Genomic DNA, 18,995 nt, shown 5'->3' with positions numbered 1-18,995 from the left:
TAGGTGATTTATCTGTATTTTTTATTTATTTATAGTGGTCAGCAGTTTCAAACAACCTTTCACTTTTTAAATATTAGGAGATTTTTATGAGCAAGAAACTTGAAGGTAAAGTCGCAGTCGTCACGGGTGCATCTAAAGGCATAGGCGCTGAAATTGCTAAACGTTTTGCGCGTGATGGCGCAGCGGTGGTGGTGAATTATTTGTCGAGCAAAGCGGGTGCAGAAAAAGTGGTAGCAGAGATTACTGCCGCTGGTGGCAAAGCGATTGCGGTTGGCGGTAATGTGAGTGAAGCAGCTGATGCGCAGGCGATTATCGAAGCGGCCATTAGCCACTATGGCAAGCTGGATATTTTGGTCAACAACTCCGGCATTTATGAATTCGGCACCATTGATGAAATTACCCCTGAACACTTTCACAAACAATTCAACATTAACGTGCTTGGCTTGTTGCTCACTAGCCAAGCTGCAGCCAAACATTTGCCTGAGGGCGGCAGCATTATCAATATTGGCTCTGTGGTGAGCCGTTTAACGCCACCTGGCAGCGCGGTATACACAGGCACCAAAGGCGCGGTGGATGCTATTACTGGCGTGCTTTCTAAAGAGTTGGGCCCACGCAAAATTCGCGTCAATGCCTTAAACCCTGGCCTGGTAGAAACCGAAGGCACACATACGGCAGGTGTGATTGGCTCTGAGATGGAGAGTGGCTATGTGGCACAAACACCATTGGGCCGTAGCGGCCAGCCAAATGATATTGCGTCGGTAGCCGCGTTTTTGGCCTCTGATGATTCTTACTGGCTGACTGGCGAGCAATTGCTGGTGGGCGGCGGCTTACGTTAATTTTTTAAAGGCAACAAGAATGATCAACTTATACACATGGGCTACACCCAATGGTCGAAAAATTTCAATCATGCTGGAGGAGTTGGGACTCGATTATGCGGTGAGCCCGGTTGATCTGGGCAAGCGCGAGCAGTTTTCGGCGCACTTTAATGCGATTTCGCCCAATAACAAGATCCCGGCCATTGTGGATTCAGGCCCTGATGGCGACCCAGTGGTGATTTTTGAGAGCGGTGCCATTTTGACCTACCTGGCCGAAAAATACGGCCAGTTTTTAGCCCCGCAAGGCCAGGCACGTTATAGCGCTTTTGAGTGGCTGCATTGGCAAACCAGCGGTTTGGGGCCGATGCTGGGCCAGCTCGGATTTTTTGCCGTGCGCAGTGAAGAAAAAGCGCCGTTGGCGATTGCACGCTTTACCGAAGAGGCAGACAGATTACTCACGGTGATGGAGCAGCAGTTAAGTAACCAGGCTTATTTGGCCGGGGAGGATTATTCGATTGCTGATATTGCCTGCTACCCGTGGGCACTGGCCGCAACATCGTATCTTAAAGACGTGCTTAAAGCGTCATTAGCAACCAAGCCTTCGTTACAACGCTGGTTAACATTAGTTGGTGAGCGGCCAGCGGTAAAGCGCGGCATGGCAATCCCAAAACTGTAAACGATGTGGACAACCAGTTTTAAAACCACTGTTACCGCTGAGCCAATTACGCTGCAGGTATTTGGCAAGCAGGTGCCAAAAAACAAACAACCCGTTGTGCTGTATTTTCATGGCGGGTTGTTTAACAGCGGCAATATTGAGGATGCTTATCCACTGGCGACAGCGCTGGCTGAGCAGATGATTGTGGTTTGCGTGGATTATCCACTAGCGCCCAGCGTGCAGTTTCCGGCCACCATTGAAGTGGCGTTTGCGGCGCTACGATGGGTGGCTGACAATGCACAGCGCATAGGCGCCAATAGCAAAAAAATATTTGTGGCGGGTGAACATGCGGGCGGCAATTTGGCGGCAGTGGTCGCCATGCTGGCCCGTGACCGGGCCATGCATTGCAAACAGCAGTCGCAGTTATCAGGCCAAATACTCATTAACCCGATGCTAGATGCATTGCAAACCTCTAAATCGATGGGCGCAACAGATAATCTGCCCTGCCGCCGCGCCTGGGCAGACTATGTCACCGCCGCCAGCGATGCCATGCACCCGTATGTGTCGCCTGTGAACTCTTGTCGCTTGGCCGGGCTGGCGCCGGCGCTGATCATGACCAGTCATGCGCATCCGCTACGCGATGAGGCCGAGGCTTATGCGTCTAAACTGCTGCTAGCAGGTGTGCCGGTGCAAGTGCGCAGGCTAGATGACAGCGCCCAGCCTTTAACTGCCCCTGGGCAGCCGGCGCTCAATCACGTATGTCAGCGCATCAGGCAATTTATATTGGCATAAAAAAGTGAACGCGCCAGGCAAACGGGCTGTCTGTATTCATCGTGTACGCTTGGGCTTAAACAAGCCAGCGACTGCAGCCGCATAATACGGCCACTGCATTTTTATCACACACCCTCTTTTAAACTAGATCCATTAAACAAACCGATTGCAGTGGATCACGTTTCGGAAACCTTAAAGCCAACTTATGCTCCACATTTATAGCGTTGTCGCCTCTCTTTATGTGCTGTGGCGATTTGTATTACCTTTAACACTGAACCGTTTTTTCAAGCTAAGCGCAGCAGTTTTATTGTTTCTGATTGCAAATCATCATTTATTTAGCAGCCTGTTTTTTGGCAAGGTTTTTTCGCCTGAAATCCCGCGCCTGATCGCCGCATTATTAGGCGTAGGCTTTTTCACCTTTGTGCTTATTTTGTTCTGGTCACTGGTGAGCGACCTGCTCAGAGTACTGGCATGGCTGGTGTTAAGGTACAAAATACCCCCCCTGCAATCCCCCACGCTTGCCGCGTTTATCACCTTGTTTTTTATTGGCACCTCTGCCTTGGGCGTGTGGAACGCAACCAGAGTGCCTGCGGTGAAATATGTTGAGCTAAAAATCAAACAGCTGCCGCCCGGCTTTGATGGATTCACCTTTGTGCAAATCACCGATACCCACATCAGTAAATTGTTTGGGCGTGACTGGGTACAGCAAGTGGTGCAAAAAACCAATCACTTAAACCCGGCCCTGATCGTGATCACTGGTGACTTTATTGATGGCAGCACCCAAGCACGGCAACCCGATATTGCGCCACTCAGGCAACTACATGCGCAATATGGCGTGTATGGTATTTTGGGCAACCATGAGTATTACTTTGATGCCCAAGCCTGGATACCTGCATTGCAGCAATTGGGCATTAAGCTATTGTTAAACCAGCATGTGAGGTTGCATGCCGGTGACGACACACTGGTGCTGGCTGGGGTAACAGAGCCGACCGCCATTAAATATGGCATGACAGCACCCGATGTGCGTGCTGCATTGCAAGGCGTGCAGCCAGACGAACCTGTTATTCTGCTTAACCACAGGCCAGACAATACTGCGTTGAGTGCGCAGTTGGGGGTAGATGTGCAGTTATCTGGCCACACCCATGGCGGCATGGTGCCGGTGCTCAGTTTAATTACCCAATACGCCAACCATGGCTTTGTCTCGGGGCTATACAACGTCAACGGCATGCAACTGTATGTGAGCAATGGCACGGCTTTATGGAGTGGCTTTCCGGTCAGGCTGGGCGTACCGCCCGAAATTACCCACTTTACCCTGGTGCGTGATGAAGAAAAATAAACAAACTAGCCATTAAAACCATAGGCTAATCATTCAACACAGCAACGCCTCTTTAAAAAACACTGATGAAATTATTTGTTATCCTCCTGGCCGGCTTAGCCATGTTAGGCCCATTCACAACGGACACCTACTTCCCGTTTTTTCCTGACATGCAAGCGCACTTTGGCATTTCGCAGGCTTTGGTCCAGCAAAGTTTAAGCGTATATCTGCTCACTTTCACGGTCATGATGTTGTTCCATGGTGCATTGTCGGATAGCTTTGGCAGACGGCCGATTGTGCTGGTCTCGCTCATCGGATTTATAGCAACTTCAATTGGCTGCGCGCTCACTGACAACTATTGTTGGTTATTGGTTTTAAGAGGTGGTCAGGGCCTTTTTGTGGGTGCGGGCACCGTGGTTGGCCAGGCAATCATTCGTGACCGCTTTAATGGCATTCAGGCGCAAAAACTGATTTCACAAGTCACCATGTTGTTTGGGCTCGCACCTGCTATTGCGCCGTTATTAGGCGGCTGGTTACACCAATACTTTGCCTGGCAATCGACATTTGCTTTTTTAGCTTTGCTGGGGGCTGTATGGCTATTGTTATGCTATTTAAAACTCCCCGAAAGCTTACCCGTTTCGGCACGGCAATCCTTTCACCCGGCGCTGCTAGTCAAAAACTATGTGGCCGTGATTAGCCACGTGCCATTTATAGCGCTAGTCAGCAGCATTGGGTTTGGTTTCGGCGGTTTTTTAGTCTATGTGGCAGGCGCACCAGACTTTGTATTTAAGGTGTTGCACTTGAGCGAAGTGCAATTTGGCTGGCTGTTTATCCCGATTGTAATCGGACTAATCACCGGCTCAGCCATTGCCTCCAAATTGGCTGGTTTGGTCGCTACACACACCATGATTAAGGCGAGCTACCTGCTCATGGGCTTGGCCGCGATTGCAAACCTCACTTATTGCACCCTCACCGTGCCTGCTGTGCCGTGGGCAGTATTGCCTATTTTGTTTTATACCTTGGGCCTGACGCTATTATTACCAGGTGCCATGACACTGGCGCTGGATATCTTCCCGGAAAAACGCGGCATGGCCGCTTCTATCCAGGGCTTTATGCAATCCATCATTTTTACCGTTATCTCAGCTTTGCTTATTCCGCTGATATTAGGCAACGCCTTGGGTTATGCCTTGGCCATGTTGCTGATGTATGGTTTAAACCTGTTGGCCTGGTGCTTGTATCAACATTTAAACGCTCACAACTCGTGAATAAACGCATTTGCATAAAACCATACGTCAGCCTAGCTTGTAGTGGTCACACCCTGACGCACTTAAAACAACCACAACGCACCTCTAGCGCACAAACAGCTCATCACTCAACACAGGGGTGGTGTTTTAACAAACATGCAGCCTGAGTGCGCTTAAAAGACAAATTAGCAACTTTACGCGTGCCGTTTCTATCGCAGATTGTCATTTAAGCCTATATTCATAATAAAAAAGCGCCCTGGAGGCGCTTTTTTATTTAAGACAACAAACTAGTTAAACATGCCGACTAGTTAAACATCCAGCGAACTGACGCTAAGCGCATTGCTTTCAATAAATGCACGGCGCGGTTCAACATTGTCGCCCATCAAGGTGGTGAAAATTTCATCAGCACCAATCGCATCTTCAATTTGCACTTTGAGCAGGCGGCGCACGGTTGGGTCCATGGTCGTTTCCCACAATTGCTCCGGGTTCATTTCGCCCAGGCCTTTGTAGCGCTGAATGTTGAGGTTATGTTTAGCTTCGCCCAGCAACCAGTCTAACGCCTGCTTAAAGGTCGCCACTTTTTGCTCTTTTTCGCCGCGTTTTATCAAAGCGCCTTCACCCAACAGGTTATTAACCATATGTGAAGTGCGATTGATTTGACGGTAATCACCGCTGCTCAGAAACTCGGCATCAATGACGCAGCTTTGCAAGTTGCCGTGTACGTATTTGTTCACTTCCAAACGATAGGCACTGGTTTCGGTATCTTGCGCAACAATGACCTCTGAACCTGCCGCACCCAAAATAGGGCGTAGTTTTTCAGCAGCAGCATTGGCAGCCGCTTCTGTGCTTAATTCCAGGTCACCCAAATCTTGAATAGCGCGCAATACGCTGTCATCGTAGAGGTTGGCAATACGGCGGATCACTGCTTCTGTCAGCACCATTTGTTTGGCAATGCCCGTCAGGGCGTCATCTTTAATGATTTCACCATTTTCTTTAGTCAACAAAACAGCGTCGCGTAAAGCTGAGTTGAGCAAGTATTCATCCAGCTCATGCTCGTCTTTTAAATAGCGTTCGTCACGGCCTTGTTTAACTTTATAGAGCGGTGGTTGCGCAATGTAGATATGGCCGTTTTCAACCAGCTCTGGCATTTGGCGGTAGAAGAACGTCAGCAACAAGGTGCGGATGTGCGCACCGTCGACGTCGGCATCGGTCATGATGATGATGCGGTGATAACGTAGTTTTTCCAGGTTAAAGTCGTCTTTGCCAATGCCGGTGCCCATGGCAGTAATCAGCGTTGCAATTTCCTGTGAGCCCAGCAATTTGTCAAAACGCGCTTTTTCCACGTTAAGAATCTTACCCTTAAGCGGCAAAATGGCCTGAAACTTACGATCACGGCCTTGTTTGGCTGAACCACCCGCAGAGTCGCCCTCCACCAGGTAGAGCTCAGACAAAGCTGGATTTTTTTCCTGACAATCGGCCAGCTTGCCTGGCAAGCCCATGGTGTCCATCACGCCTTTACGGCGGGTGATTTCACGCGCTTTGCGCGCAGCCTCGCGGGCACGCGCTGCTTCTACAATCTTGCCACAGACAATTTTGGCATCGACCGGGTTTTCTTCTAAAAACTCAGCCAGTTTGGCTGACACAATTTCTGACACCACCGGCTGCACTTCGCTAGAAACCAGTTTGTCTTTGGTTTGCGATGAAAACTTAGGGTCCGGCACTTTAACTGACAACACGCAGGTAATGCCTTCACGCATGTCGTCACCAGTGGTTTCAACTTTGGCTTTTTTAGCGAATTCGTTTTGTTCGATATATTGATTCAGCGTACGCGTCATCGCCGTACGCAAGCCAGTCAAATGGGTGCCACCATCACGTTGCGGAATGTTATTGGTAAAGCATTGCACGCTCTCAGAGTAGCTATCGTTCCATTGCATCGCCACTTCGACGGTCATATTGTCTTTTTCACTAATGGCATAAAACACTTTTGGGTGCAGTACCGTTTTTGTGCGGTTCATGTACTCAACAAAGCCTTTAATACCACCACTAAAAGCAAAGTTTTCAGACTTGCCTGTGCGTTGATCAACCAACTCGATTTTGACGCCATTGTTCAAAAAAGATAATTCGCGGATACGTTTGGCTAGAATTTCAAAGTGATATTCAACCAGCACAAATGTCTCAACTGACGCCAGAAAATGGACTTCTGTGCCTTTTTTATCTGTGGTGCCAGTGATCGCCAACGGCGCTTGCGGCACCCCACGATGGAATTCCATCTGGTGCACTTGGCCTTTGCGGTAAATTTTCAATCTGAGCCAGTCAGACAGTGCATTCACCACCGAAACGCCCACGCCATGCAAACCACCTGACACTTTGTATGAGTTTTGGTCAAACTTGCCGCCAGCATGCAACTCGGTCATGACAATTTCAGCAGCAGAACGCTTAGGATCGTGTTTGTCGTCGTCTTTAATGTCGGTAGGAATACCACGGCCGTTATCAGAGATACTGATGGAATTATCCGGGTGGATAATGACTTTAATATCGTCACAGTGGCCAGCTAGCGCTTCGTCAATCGCATTATCGAGCACTTCGAATACCATATGGTGCAAACCAGAACCATCTGACGTGTCACCAATGTACATGCCTGGGCGTTTACGTACTGCGTCCAAACCTTCCAAAATCTTGATACTGTCTGAGTTATATTCTTGTGGCTGTGCCATAACAAAAGTTTCTTTAATTGAGATTTAAAAGACGATTAATAATCCATCCCACCGTGTTTCACGTGAAACACGGTGCGTGCATTATATGCGCATTGGCATCACAACGTATTTATAGTTGGTATCGCTGGCAGCAGTAATCAGGCAACTGCTATTGGCATCGGCAAAGGCAAACTCAATTTGCTCATCGCTCAGGTTGTTGAGTACGTCTATCAGATAAGTGACATTAAAACCGATATCCAGTGCAACCTGGTTGTAATCAATCTCAAGCTCTTCTTCTGCTTCTTCTTGCTCGGTGTTGGTACTAATCAACTTGAGCAAGCCTTGCGTGATCACCATGCGAATACTACGGTATTTTTCGTTAGACAAAATTGAAGCACGTTGCAACGCGCTCAAAATCGCCACACGATTTACCATAAACGTATTTTGGTGACCAGTTGGAATCACACGGTTGTAATCAGGAAACTTGCCATCAATCACTTTGCTAATCAGCTGAATATCACCAAATTCAAAACTGACCTGACCATTGAGCAAATCGATCACCACCGGCGCGTCTGATTGCTCATCCAGTAACTTGGTCAGTTCCAGCACGGTTTTACGTGGCAGGATCACTTCGGTTTTTTCAAAAGATTGATCCAGCGTCGTGTTGGTATAACTCAATCGGTGGCCATCAGTGCCCACAACATGCAACTGGTCGCCATTGACTTCCAGCAACAGGCCATTGAGGTAATAACGGATATCTTGTTGGGCCATAGCGAACTCAACCTGCTTCAGCAAGCGTTTAAGTTCTGACTGCGCCAGATTCAAAGTAATGTTCTGGCCGCTGGCTTTACTCATCAACGGATAATCAGCCGCAGGCAAGGTTTGCAGGTTGAATCTACTCTTGCCTGCTTTCAGCGTGATGCGGTTATCCTGGTTATTCATTTCAATAGATGCACTGTCTGGTAATGAACGACAGATATCCAGCAATTTTTTAGCAGAGATAGTCGTACTTAACTCGCCCTCTATGCCGCCGTGTACTTTCAGCGAAATTTGCATTTCCAGATCAGTGGCCGTCAGATGCATTTCTTGCTGCTTGATGTTTACCAGCAGATTAGAAAGGATAGGCAGAGTATGTCTGCGCTCTACGATGCCAGTGACACTATTGAGGGGTTTAAGCAATACCTCACGATTGATTTTGATTTGCATGGCCTGACCTGATTAATAACTTTATTTCAATATATAAAAGATAAGACTAATAGTAATGTGCAACTTTTTTGTGGGTAACTCTAAAAAATAATTAAATTCATAGACTTACAACTATTTTAGCTTGTGCATAAATTGCGTTTTAAATATGCATTATTTGTGGCTGATATTGTAAACCGATTTTATCTTGTCTATACGCAATATTTAAACACACTTCATTCTCAACTTATCCACAGCTTTTGTTTGGTTAATGATTGCTTTAATCACGAATCACTTGCGTTAGTAAACCAATATCACGCGCCAGCGTTTGGTCATTTAATCGCAATTGTTCAATTTCTTCACAGGCATGCATCACGGTGGTGTGATGTCGCCCGCCAAATGCTTCACCGATTTCTGGAAAGCTATGATTGGTTAATTCACGTGCCAGTGACATGGCTACCTGGCGTGGTCTTGCCACATTACGTGAACGCTTTTTGCTAAACATGTCACTGACTTTAATCTTATAGTAGTCAGCCACTGTTTTCTGGATGTTTTCAATGGTGATCTGGCGCCCACGCACCGCTATCAGGTCGCGCAAGGCATCTTTGGCTAAATGGACGTCAATGGCATGGCCTGTAAAGTTAGCCATGGCAATAATACGGTTTAAGGCGCCTTCAAGCTCACGTACGCTAGAGCGTATCTGCTTGGCCACAAAGAAAGCTACATCTTCATGCAGATTGATTTTCAGGTTTTCGGCCTTTTTACGCAAAATGGCCACCCGCATTTCGAGCTCAGGTGGTTCAACTGCTACCGTCAGCCCCCAGCTAAAACGCGTACGCAGACGCTCATCCATATCAACGATCTCTTTAGGATAAGTATCGCAGGTGATGACGATTTGTTTTTTCTCTTCAATTAAAGAGTTAAAGGCGTAAAAAAACTCTTCCTGAGTGCGGTTTTTTTTAGCAAAAAACTGAATATCATCAATCAGTAATAAATCGAGGGAGTGATATTGCTGCTTAAATTCGTCAAACGCTTTGTTTTCGTAAGCTTTTACCACGTCAGATACATAGCGCTCGGCATGCAGATAGCGTATTTTGGCCTCTGGCTTGGCTTTTTTCAGTTCGTTACCAATGGCTTGTAACAAGTGCGTTTTACCCAAGCCAACACCGCCATAAATAAACAAGGGGTTATAAGCCTGCCCAGGGTTACCAGCAACCTGAATCGCCGCGGCACGCGCTAACTGGTTGGCACGGCCGGTGACGTAGTTATCAAACAAAAAGCTGTCATTGAGGCCACTGCTTTTTTCTGCTTTGATATGTTTGGCCGGGGCGCGATTGCTGACAGGTTTTTTATCAATGACTCTGGCTGGCGGCGACGGTACGTGTGATGCGCCAGCACCATAGGCTTCAACCATGGCTTCTACGGATTGTTGTGCTGAGGGCTGCGGCTTAGTGGCGGCGACGGTTGGTGTGGGGGCCGCTTGTTCACTGGTATCCACGATCAGTTCTACCACTGCGGTGGGAGATAGCTCGGTAGCGATAGTCGCAATGCGGGTGAAAAACTTGCTTTTTACCCATTGCATGACAAACTTGTTAGGCGCAACAATTTGCACAGCCTCACCATTGACGCGTGCTTTGAGGGGTTTAATCCAGGTATTGTATTGTTGTGCTGACAGTTCTTTTTCGAACTTGAGCAAACAATAGGCCCAAAAATTTTCCATTGCTCCAGTGCTTTTTTAAAAGTATTAGCAAAAAGTCGGCCTGTTTCCGTGTTTCAGGCACTGTTTGCGTTTATTCGTTATAATTGCCAGGAAGAGTGGCAGAAGACGTGGCCGTGTGGTGATTGCCACCTTGGCTTGTTGCAGACATTCTAAACGTTTTAACCTGAGTTATCCACAGCCACAGTCTATAAAATAATAAAAAAAATCATTGACATAAGGTTGCGATTTGCTGTTTAATTAAGGGTTTTTGAAATCGGCAAATATTCACTGTTAAATCAGCGTTGCCGGATTAGAGTTTAATTGCCTTTTTGGCAGGAGTTTAATAATGAAACGTACCTATCAACCATCCAAAACCCGTCGTGCACGTACCCATGGCTTTCTGGTACGCATGAAAACCAAAGGTGGCCGTGCAGTGATTGCTGCTCGTCGCGCTAAAGGTCGTAAACGTCTGGGTCTGTAATCCCACGATGCATTGCTTGAAACTCAATGCATGACATTGTACAAGCTAAAAAAAACGGATGAATTTTCATCCGTTTTTAGTTTCAGAAAACGGTTTTATGGTGAGTGGCTGTTTGCCAACATCAAACCCAATCTGCAAGACCATCACCGTTACGGTCTGGTTGTGTCTAAAAAAGTCGCAAAACTGGCAGTCAGGCGTAATTATATGAAACGCGTATTGCGTGAGTTGTTACGCGCGCAAGCGTCGCCTGCAGCCAATGGTTTCGATGTTGTGCTTCAGGTGCGCAAGGCTTTTCAGCATGATGATTTTCCGGCCATACAACGTGATTTGTTGCAATTACTGGCAAGGTTGAAAAAAACCGTGCCCGTTTCTTAACGACGCTGATGAAAACAATACTGATTACATTGGTGAAATGCTACCAGTGGGGCTTGAGTCCCTGGCTGGGCCGTCAATGTCGTTTTCACCCAACCTGTTCACACTACGCCATTGAGGCATTGCAACGCTACGGTGCCTGGCATGGTAGCCTGTTGGCTTTGCGCCGCATTGGCCGTTGTCATCCCTGGCATCCTGGTGGTGTGGATCCCCTTCCTTGACTTGTAAAAACGAAACCTTATGGATACTCGCCGTTTAATTCTGTTTGTGATCTTCTCTTTTTCTATTATGTTGCTATGGGATGCCTGGCAACAGCAGCATTCGCCGGCGCCTGTTGCGCAACAAGAGGCGGCACTCGCCTCCCCTGCCGATAAGCCTCAAGAAAGCGGCTTTAAATTGAGCCAGGGCACGCGTATTGCTGTTAAAACAGACCGCTATGCGGCGGTGATTGATACTGTTGGCGGTGATTTACGTCAATTATCACTGTTGGAACATCAGGCAGATGATAACTCGGGTCCTTATGAGTTGATGAGTGATGCCAGTGCGGATAAATTGTATGTGGCGCAGACAGGGTTGAAGGGCGATGGCCTGCCAACTCACTATGTGACGTTTACTGCCGCTGAAAGCAGCTACAGCCTGCAAGAGGGTCAAGACACGCTGGAGGTGCGCTTAACCGCGCCTGAAACCAATGGGGTGGCTGTGGATAAAGTTTACCGCTTTCATCGTGGCCAATACTTGATTGATGTGCGGTATGAAGTTAAAAACAATAGCGATAAAGCAATTTCGCCTTCTGTTTATTACCAGATTATTCATGATAACGAGTCCAATCAGGGCTCAAAAATGATGCCTACCTTTACTGGCGGTGCTTATTTCACCGAGGCGGATAAATATAACAAGGTCAAGTTTGATGAAATGGCCAAGAAAGATGTGTCGATCAATGCCAAGGATGGCTGGGTTGGCTTGGTACAGCATTATTTTGTCAGTGCCTGGGTACCGCAATCTAATGCTGAGCGCAAGTTTTACACTACTAAGTTAAGTGAGCATGACTTTTCTATCGGCACTATTTTACCGGTGGGTGAAATTGCCGCTGGTAGCAGTAAAACTATAGAGGCGAAACTGTTTAGTGGTCCGCAATCTCCTGATGATCTAGAAGCGGCTGCGCCTGGCCTGGAGTATGTCGTTGATTACGGCATTTTGACCGTGATTGCCAAGCCCTTGATGTGGCTGTTGACGCATATTCATGAGCTGGTGAAAAACTGGGGTATTGCCATTATTGTGCTGACGATTTTAATTAAGGCTGCCTTCTTTAAATTGTCTGCTTCTGGTTACCGCAACATGGCGCATCTACGTGAAATGGCGCCACGTATGCAGGCGCTTAAAGACAAGTTTGGCGATGACAAGCAAAAACTGCAACAAGCCATGATGGAGATGTATCGCACCGAGAAAATCAATCCAATGGGTGGTTGTTTGCCTATTCTGGTGCAAATTCCGGTGTTTATTTCTCTGTATTGGGTGCTGTTGGGCTCGGTTGAGTTACGCCATGCGCCATTCTTTGGCTGGATTCAAGATTTGTCAGCCACTGACCCCTACTTTGTGTTGCCGGTACTGATGGGCGCCACCATGATCATTCAAACCTTTTTGAATCCGCCGCCTACCGACCCGATTCAAGCAAAAGTGATGAAAATCATGCCGGTGGCATTTAGTATCTTCTTTTTCTTTTTCCCGGCTGGCCTGGTGTTATATTGGTTGGTAAACAACATTCTGTCTATTTGGCAGCAATGGGCGATTAACCGTATGATTCATGCAGAAGCTGTGACAAAAAAAGGACATGGCAAATAATCAGCCAGTCTTAACAGAGACCATTGCCGCCATTGCAACTGCACCAGGTGCGGGCGGCATTGGCGTGGTTAGGGTATCTGGCCCTTTGGCGGCAGAGATTGCTACGCAGATTTTAGGTCACTGCCCTGCCCCACGCCATGCAGCCTACCTGCCTTTTTTACAGGCTGATGCCACGTTAATTGACCGTGGCATTGCTATCTACTTCCCTAATCCATACTCTTATACCGGCGAAGACGTGCTCGAGTTGCAAGCGCACGGCGGAACCGCGCTGATGCAAATTGTGCTGGCGCGTTGTATCGAATGTGGTGCGCGCCATGCGCAAGCAGGTGAGTTCACGCAGCGTGCTTATTTAAACGATAAGCTCGATTTGGCGCAAGCCGAGGCAGTGGCCGACTTGATTAATGCCGCCACCGTTGAGGCGGCGCGCAGTGCTGTGCGCTCGCTTTCTGGTGAGTTTTCACAAGCGATACAGGCATTGTTGCAACAGCTGGTTGATTTACGCATGTATGTTGAAGCTTGCCTGGATTTTCCTGAAGAGGAAATTGACTTTATTAGCCAGGGCCGCGTCCGCGAAAAGCTGCAGGCAAATCAAGCTGCGTTACAGCATATCTTTGGCCAAGCCAGACAAGGTGCGTTGTTGCGCGAAGGTATTAATGTCGTGTTGATCGGGCAGCCCAACGTAGGTAAGTCTAGCTTATTAAATGCGTTGTCTGGTGAAGAGGTGGCGATTGTGACGCCGATTGCAGGCACGACACGCGATACCATCAAGAGTGCGATTCAAATTGAAGGTGTTCCCCTGCATGTGATAGATACGGCTGGCTTGCGTGAGACAGACGATGCGGTTGAACAAGTAGGCATAGCACGCACCTGGAAAGCGATAGACACCGCGCATGTGGCTTTGTTGCTAGTGGATAGCCAGCATGGTATTGGCGCTCAAGAAATGGCTATTTTGAAAAAATTGCCACCAGAAGTAAAAAAAGTGTGGGTGCATAACAAGATAGATGTTTCACGTGAAACATCGCGCATTGAAAAAACAGAAAATGAGCAACACGTGTTTTTATCGGCCAAGACAGGCGATGGTATTACCAGCCTGCAAAAAACGCTGCTAGAAATTGTTGGTTATCAACCAGGTGGTGAGGGTGTGTTCATGGCTAGGGCTCGCCATTTACTTGCGTTGCAAGAAGTTGAGCGGCATTTGGGTCAAGCAATGTTGCAAATGCATGCAGCTGAGTTGGTGGCTGAAGAGTTACGTTGTGCGCAAGAAGCGCTTGCCAAAATCACCGGTGAATTTACCCCGGATGATTTGTTAGGTGAAATTTTTAGCCGTTTTTGTATAGGCAAATAAAAACCCGCCTTAGCGGGTTTTTTTTCGCGGGAACGGTGTGTTGCGTTGATTAAAGCGTTCATCAATACTGCATACCCGTTTGCAGCCGGTAATCATGGCCCAAATCAGGTTGTCGTGATTGATGAAGCTTTCAAAAATAACCCCCAGCACGTGCACCACCACCACTGCCAGCCACGTCCAGGTCGCGTAGTGGTGTAATACCTTACTCATGTCGTCATCAATCATGCCCCAGCCATTGTTATAGACAATGCAGCCGGAGCCGACGGTGATAATGCCAAGGCCAAGCATGGCATAGATGGCAATTGAACCGGTTGGGTTGTGCCCAATGTAGTGTCTGGCGGTGCCTTTGAGTAACTTGAACAGATGTTTGACTGCCCACACCGGGTTAAGTGGAAAGCTACGAAAACTGGCGTATCCGGTGGCGATTAAGCCCCAGATAATGCGGGCAACAATCAAGCTTCCTGCCACGTAGCCTGCGTAAGCGTGATGTAATTGGTCCCACATGGAGGCGTGGGTATAAAAAGCATACCCAAACGCCGCCACTAAAGACCAGTGGAAGATCCTGATAAAAGGATCCCAGACATACCGTAGCATGTGATTTATTTGCTAGGTTTAGTTTCGGTTAGCAGATAAGCAATGAAGTTGGCTTTCTCTGAAGCTGCGCAGTCGGCACCCAAAATATCATTGCAGTGTTTGGTGAACTCTTCTTCTACTTTGTCTATATCAGTAAAGCGCTTGGTGTTGACGCGTGGTGCCAATGGTGGGATTTCTTTGCCAGTCACAATGTTTTTACCCACGTTGGCTGGATTGTTGGTATGACAAGATGCACAAGCCGCTTCTTTACCGCTGGCTGTATTAAACTTGCGATTAAAGAAAATCTTACCGTCGGTAATAGAGGGCGCTTGAAAAGTTGGGTTCGCTGAGTGTGCGATATTGGTGTATTTGTACACCAGTTTCTCAGCGTTGGTCACATCAGCCAGTGCATGAGCAGAAAATAAGACCCCAAATGCAGCAATAATTGTTTTGATTTTCATGGTAAAGGCTCCTTGGTTGTTATGAAAAAATTCTATTCTTTTTATGTTAAGTAAATATGGCCTGCTTGTAATTGATTTGTATTAAACCGTAATAATTTTGTATTAAAACACGGAACAAGTCGATCAAAGCAGTGAATTAAATGACCATTTGATTAGTTTACGCTAAAATCACAACTCTTTTTAAATCAAACAGTTCAAGATTATTTATGATGGACTTTCCTGATCGATTCGATGTCATTGTGGTGGGTGGTGGCCATGCCGGTACAGAGGCGGCATTGGCGGCTGCGCGCATGGGGCAGAAAACCTTATTGCTGAGCCACAACATTGAAACCTTGGGGCAAATGTCCTGTAACCCTTCTATTGGCGGCATTGGCAAAGGCCATCTGGTGAAAGAGGTTGACGCCCTGGGGGGTGCCATGGCGATGGCGACGGATATAGGCGGCATACAGTTTCGCATTTTAAACTCTAGCAAAGGCCCTGCTGTGCGTGCCACGCGCGCCCAGGCTGACCGTATACTCTATAAAGCGGCCATTCGGCATCGCCTCGAAAACCAGCAAAACTTGTGGCTGTTTCAACAGGCGGTGGACGATATTATTCTGGAGGGTGATCGCGCAGCGGGAGTTGTGACGCAAATTGGTCTGCGTTTTTATGCAAAATCAGTTGTGCTCACTGCTGGCACGTTTTTGGGTGGTTTGGTGCATGTGGGTTTGCAAAATTACAGTGCTGGGCGCGCGGGAGATCCGCCATCCATCTCGTTGGCTGCCAGGTTGCGTGAAATTGGCCTCCCGGCCGGTCGCTTAAAAACGGGCACTCCGCCCCGTATTGATGGCCGTACCATTGATGTGAGTGTGATGACAGAGCAGCCTGGTGATACGCCTGTGCCTGTGTTTTCATTTTTGGGTAATGTCGCGCAACATCCGCAGCAATTACCTTGCTGGATTACACATACCAATCAGCAGACGCATGACATTATCCGCAGTGGTCTCGATCGCTCGCCTATGTATACTGGCGTGATTGAAGGTGTTGGGCCGCGCTACTGTCCTTCAGTGGAAGATAAAATTCATCGTTTTGCCGATAAAGAATCGCACCAGGTATTTTTGGAGCCAGAAGGCTTAACCACACATGAGATTTATCCTAACGGTATTTCTACCAGTTTGCCGTTTGATATTCAGTTGGCATTGGTACGTTCGATTCGTGGCATGGAGAATGCGCACATCCTGCGCCCCGGATACGCCATTGAATATGACTACTATGACCCAAGAGGTTTGAAGTCGACTCTTGAAACCAAAACAGTGGGCGGCTTATTTTTTGCCGGCCAAATCAATGGCACTACCGGGTATGAAGAGGCTGCAGCGCAAGGTTTGTTGGCGGGTGCAAATGCTGCGCTGTTTGCGCAAGATAAAGAGGGTTGGTGCCCTTCCCGCGAGCAGGCATATCTTGGGGTATTGGTAGATGACCTGATTACGACGGGTGTTAATGAGCCCTACCGCATGTTTACCAGTCGCGCTGAGTACCGTTTGCAATTGCGTGAAGATAATGCCGATATGCGTCTTACTGAAAAAGGCCGTGAGCTCGGGTTGGTCGATGATGTGCGTTGGGAGGCTTTTTGTAAGAAACAGGAAGCGGTGGTGCGTGAGCAGGCAAGGCTTAAGCGCACGTTTTTGCAGCCGGATAATGGTCAGGTTGCTGGGGCTGGTCAAAATAAAATTGTTTCACGTGAAACACAGGTGGCTGTTTTTGGTAAGCCACTGGAGCATGAGTATTCCTTATTTGAATTGTTGCGCCGCCCAGAAATTGCCTACCAGGCATTGTTGGCGTTAGTGCCTGCGCCCGAAGTGTTAGCTGATGATGTGCTGGAGCAAGTGGAAATCGCGGCTAAGTATCAAGGCTATATTGATCGCCAAAATGAAGAGATTGTCCGCCAAAAAAATAGCGAGAGCATTAAGCTTGGTGAGGCTATTGATTACAATGATGTACATGGCTTGAGTAATGAGGCGCGGCAAAAATTGTTGGCGCAAACACCGGAAACTATTGGACAAGCCAGTCGTATACAAGGGATTACTCCCGCTACTATTTCGTTGTTGCTGGTTTACTTAAAGCGTAAACAAAAAAAGCAAAGCCAATCTGGCGATATTGCAGCAGCATGATGAGTTTGTTGCCGCAATTAACTGCCGGAGTGGAGGCGCTTGGTTTACAATCTGTTGTGACCGTTGCTATGCAGGAGCAATGCCTGGCTTATTTGGCTTTGCTACAAAAGTGGAATAAGGTTTATAACCTGACCGCGGTGCGTGATCCGCAAGAAATGCTGGTATTGCATTTGCTGGATAGTTTGAGTGTATTGCCTTATATCGCGCCTGGAAATTTGCTGGATGTGGGCAGTGGTGGTGGTTTGCCAGGTTTGGTTGTCGCAATTACGCGGCCAGATGTGCAGGTCACGACGATTGACACGGTGCAGAAGAAAGCCATTTTTATGCGCCAGGTAAAGGCGGAGTTAGGTTTGTCGAATTCAACAGTTGTTCATGGCAGAGTCGAAGCTTATCAGTCGCCCTCACCTTTCAATCAGATTATCTCGCGTGCTTTTTCTGATATTGCGTTATTTAAGCAGTTGACGACGCATTTGATGGCGCCGCAGGGTTGTTGGTTGGCGATGAAGGGGTTGGTGCCAAGTGATGAGTTACAGCAAGCGGGAGTGTTTCCTAAAGAGGTCATCCGTTTGCAGGTGCCAAATCTGCAAGCTGAAAGACATTTAATTGTGTTTGAGAATACATAATGAAAATAATCGCAATCACCAATCAAAAAGGGGGCGTTGGTAAAACGACCACTTGTGTCAATCTGGCAGCTAGTCTGGCTGAGCACGGTAAAAAAGTATTGTTGGTTGATTTGGATCCACAAGGCAATGCCAGTACTGGCAGTGGTATTGATAAAACACATTTAAAAGACAGTATTTATCAGGTACTGATTGGCAACAAGACCTTGCAAGAGGTTGTGATTCATGCTGAAGCAGCCAAGTTTGATGTTGCGCCGTCTAACCGTGATTTAGCGGGTGCTGAGGTTGAGTTGGTGAATGAGATGGCGCGCGAAACGCGTTTGAAAAATGCCATTTTAAAGCTGGGTGATGAGGCCTATGACTACGTACTGCTCGACTGCCCGCCTTCACTCAATCTAGTGACGGTTAATGCCTTAACCGCCGCCCATTCGGTGATGATTCCCATGCAATGTGAATACTATGCACTGGAAGGATTGTCAGATTTGGTCAATACCATCAAGAAAGTGCGCGCTCACTTAAACCCGGTGCTTGAGATAGAGGGTTTGTTGCGCACGATGTTTGATAATCGCAATATGTTGGCGCAGCAGGTATCGGCGCAACTGGTGAGCCATTTTGGCAAAAAGGTGTATCAAACCATTGTGCCGCGCAACGTGCGGCTGGCCGAAGCACCGAGTTATGGCATGCCGGTATTGTTATATGATCGCTCCTCCAAGGGCGCACAAGCCTACCTGGAGTTGGCGCAAGAAATAATCCAGAAAAATTAACCGTCATTTAACGACGCTT

18 protein-coding genes are annotated in these 18,995 nt (G+C 47.7%); 13 read left to right on the top strand and 5 right to left on the bottom strand.

The features are described from left to right. The first annotated feature begins 86 nt into the window (after positions 1–86). The 5 genes from METH5_RS0106025 (at position 87) to METH5_RS0106005 (ending at position 4,821) form a co-directional block, all read left to right on the top strand. Complete coding sequence (locus METH5_RS0106025) at positions 87–836, top strand: glucose 1-dehydrogenase (protein ID WP_029147661.1); 750 nt, start codon at positions 87–89, stop codon at positions 834–836. A gap of 19 nt (positions 837–855) precedes the next feature. After that, the gene (locus tag METH5_RS0106020) at positions 856–1,491 is read left to right on the top strand and encodes a glutathione S-transferase N-terminal domain-containing protein (RefSeq protein WP_029147660.1); all 636 of its coding nucleotides are present in this window, start codon (positions 856–858) and stop codon (positions 1,489–1,491) included. Between the two features lie 3 nt (positions 1,492–1,494). Beyond that, positions 1,495–2,262 (top strand): alpha/beta hydrolase, encoded by a 768-nt coding sequence (locus METH5_RS0106015; protein ID WP_029147659.1) that lies wholly within the window; start codon positions 1,495–1,497, stop codon positions 2,260–2,262. Positions 2,263–2,548: 286 nt separating this feature from the next. Next, positions 2,549–3,577 (top strand): metallophosphoesterase, encoded by a 1,029-nt coding sequence (locus METH5_RS0106010; RefSeq protein WP_198290683.1) that lies wholly within the window; start codon positions 2,549–2,551, stop codon positions 3,575–3,577. Between the two features lie 65 nt (positions 3,578–3,642). Continuing rightward, entirely contained in the window at positions 3,643–4,821 is a 1,179-nt protein-coding gene (locus METH5_RS0106005; protein WP_036307652.1) for a multidrug effflux MFS transporter, read from the top strand. Between the two features lie 287 nt (positions 4,822–5,108). On the opposite strand, the gene gyrB is transcribed toward METH5_RS0106005, so the two are convergent. From gyrB to dnaA, 3 genes are all read right to left on the bottom strand, one after another. Continuing rightward, on the bottom strand, positions 5,109–7,514 hold the full coding sequence (gene gyrB / locus METH5_RS0106000; RefSeq protein WP_029147656.1) for a DNA topoisomerase (ATP-hydrolyzing) subunit B: 2,406 nt from the start codon (positions 7,512–7,514) through the stop codon (positions 5,109–5,111). An 81-nt stretch (positions 7,515–7,595) separates the two neighbouring features. Next, positions 7,596–8,699 (bottom strand): DNA polymerase III subunit beta, encoded by a 1,104-nt coding sequence (gene dnaN / locus METH5_RS0105995; RefSeq protein WP_029147655.1) that lies wholly within the window; start codon positions 8,697–8,699, stop codon positions 7,596–7,598. 256 nt (positions 8,700–8,955) lie between these two features. Next, positions 8,956–10,395: a chromosomal replication initiator protein DnaA gene (gene dnaA / locus METH5_RS0105990; RefSeq protein WP_029147654.1), complete on the bottom strand. Its 1,440-nt coding sequence runs from the start codon at positions 10,393–10,395 to the stop codon at positions 8,956–8,958. 325 nt (positions 10,396–10,720) lie between these two features. Here dnaA and rpmH point away from each other — a divergent pair, with 325 nt between their 5' ends. Genes rpmH through mnmE form a run of 5 tightly spaced genes read left to right on the top strand, consistent with a single transcriptional unit; the run spans position 10,721 to position 14,411 of the window. Then, a complete protein-coding gene (rpmH, locus tag METH5_RS0105985) occupies positions 10,721–10,855 on the top strand; it encodes a 50S ribosomal protein L34 (protein WP_018987191.1) in 135 nt (44 codons plus the stop codon). Positions 10,856–10,885: 30 nt separating this feature from the next. Further along, the gene (gene rnpA, locus METH5_RS0105980; RefSeq protein WP_029147653.1) at positions 10,886–11,230 is read left to right on the top strand and encodes a ribonuclease P protein component; all 345 of its coding nucleotides are present in this window, start codon (positions 10,886–10,888) and stop codon (positions 11,228–11,230) included. Between the two features lie 8 nt (positions 11,231–11,238). Continuing rightward, positions 11,239–11,448 (top strand): membrane protein insertion efficiency factor YidD, encoded by a 210-nt coding sequence (gene yidD / locus METH5_RS15445; protein ID WP_232410957.1) that lies wholly within the window; start codon positions 11,239–11,241, stop codon positions 11,446–11,448. Positions 11,449–11,467: 19 nt separating this feature from the next. Then, positions 11,468–13,066: a membrane protein insertase YidC gene (gene yidC, locus METH5_RS0105970; RefSeq protein WP_029147652.1), complete on the top strand. Its 1,599-nt coding sequence runs from the start codon at positions 11,468–11,470 to the stop codon at positions 13,064–13,066. Further along, on the top strand, positions 13,056–14,411 hold the full coding sequence (mnmE, locus tag METH5_RS0105965) for a tRNA uridine-5-carboxymethylaminomethyl(34) synthesis GTPase MnmE (RefSeq protein ID WP_029147651.1): 1,356 nt from the start codon (positions 13,056–13,058) through the stop codon (positions 14,409–14,411). The genes yidC and mnmE overlap by 11 nt, the downstream gene beginning before the upstream one ends. A 9-nt stretch (positions 14,412–14,420) precedes the next feature. Here mnmE and METH5_RS0105960 read toward each other — a convergent pair whose 3' ends face one another. Next, a complete protein-coding gene (locus tag METH5_RS0105960; RefSeq protein WP_029147650.1) occupies positions 14,421–15,005 on the bottom strand; it encodes a cytochrome b/b6 domain-containing protein in 585 nt (194 codons plus the stop codon). A 5-nt stretch (positions 15,006–15,010) separates the two neighbouring features. Next, positions 15,011–15,445 (bottom strand): cytochrome c'', encoded by a 435-nt coding sequence (cycA, locus tag METH5_RS0105955; protein ID WP_029147649.1) that lies wholly within the window; start codon positions 15,443–15,445, stop codon positions 15,011–15,013. 209 nt (positions 15,446–15,654) lie between these two features. Here cycA and mnmG point away from each other — a divergent pair, with 209 nt between their 5' ends. Genes mnmG through METH5_RS0105940 form a run of 3 tightly spaced genes read left to right on the top strand, consistent with a single transcriptional unit; the run spans position 15,655 to position 18,976 of the window. Continuing rightward, entirely contained in the window at positions 15,655–17,592 is a 1,938-nt protein-coding gene (gene mnmG / locus METH5_RS0105950) for a tRNA uridine-5-carboxymethylaminomethyl(34) synthesis enzyme MnmG (RefSeq protein WP_029147648.1), read from the top strand. Beyond that, positions 17,592–18,215 carry a 16S rRNA (guanine(527)-N(7))-methyltransferase RsmG gene (gene rsmG / locus METH5_RS0105945; protein WP_029147647.1) on the top strand — a complete coding sequence of 208 codons (624 nt, stop codon included), beginning with the start codon at positions 17,592–17,594 and terminating at the stop codon, positions 18,213–18,215. The genes mnmG and rsmG overlap by 1 nt, the downstream gene beginning before the upstream one ends. Next, positions 18,215–18,976: a ParA family protein gene (locus METH5_RS0105940; protein ID WP_029147646.1), complete on the top strand. Its 762-nt coding sequence runs from the start codon at positions 18,215–18,217 to the stop codon at positions 18,974–18,976. Before rsmG ends, METH5_RS0105940 begins: the two co-directional genes overlap by 1 nt. Positions 18,977–18,995 lie beyond the last annotated feature (19 nt).

Origin of the sequence: Methylophilus sp. 5 (genome assembly GCF_000515275.1) — a bacterium.
GTDB lineage: Bacteria > Pseudomonadota > Gammaproteobacteria > Burkholderiales > Methylophilaceae > Methylophilus.
This window is presented reverse-complemented; position numbering and strand designations above follow the sequence as displayed.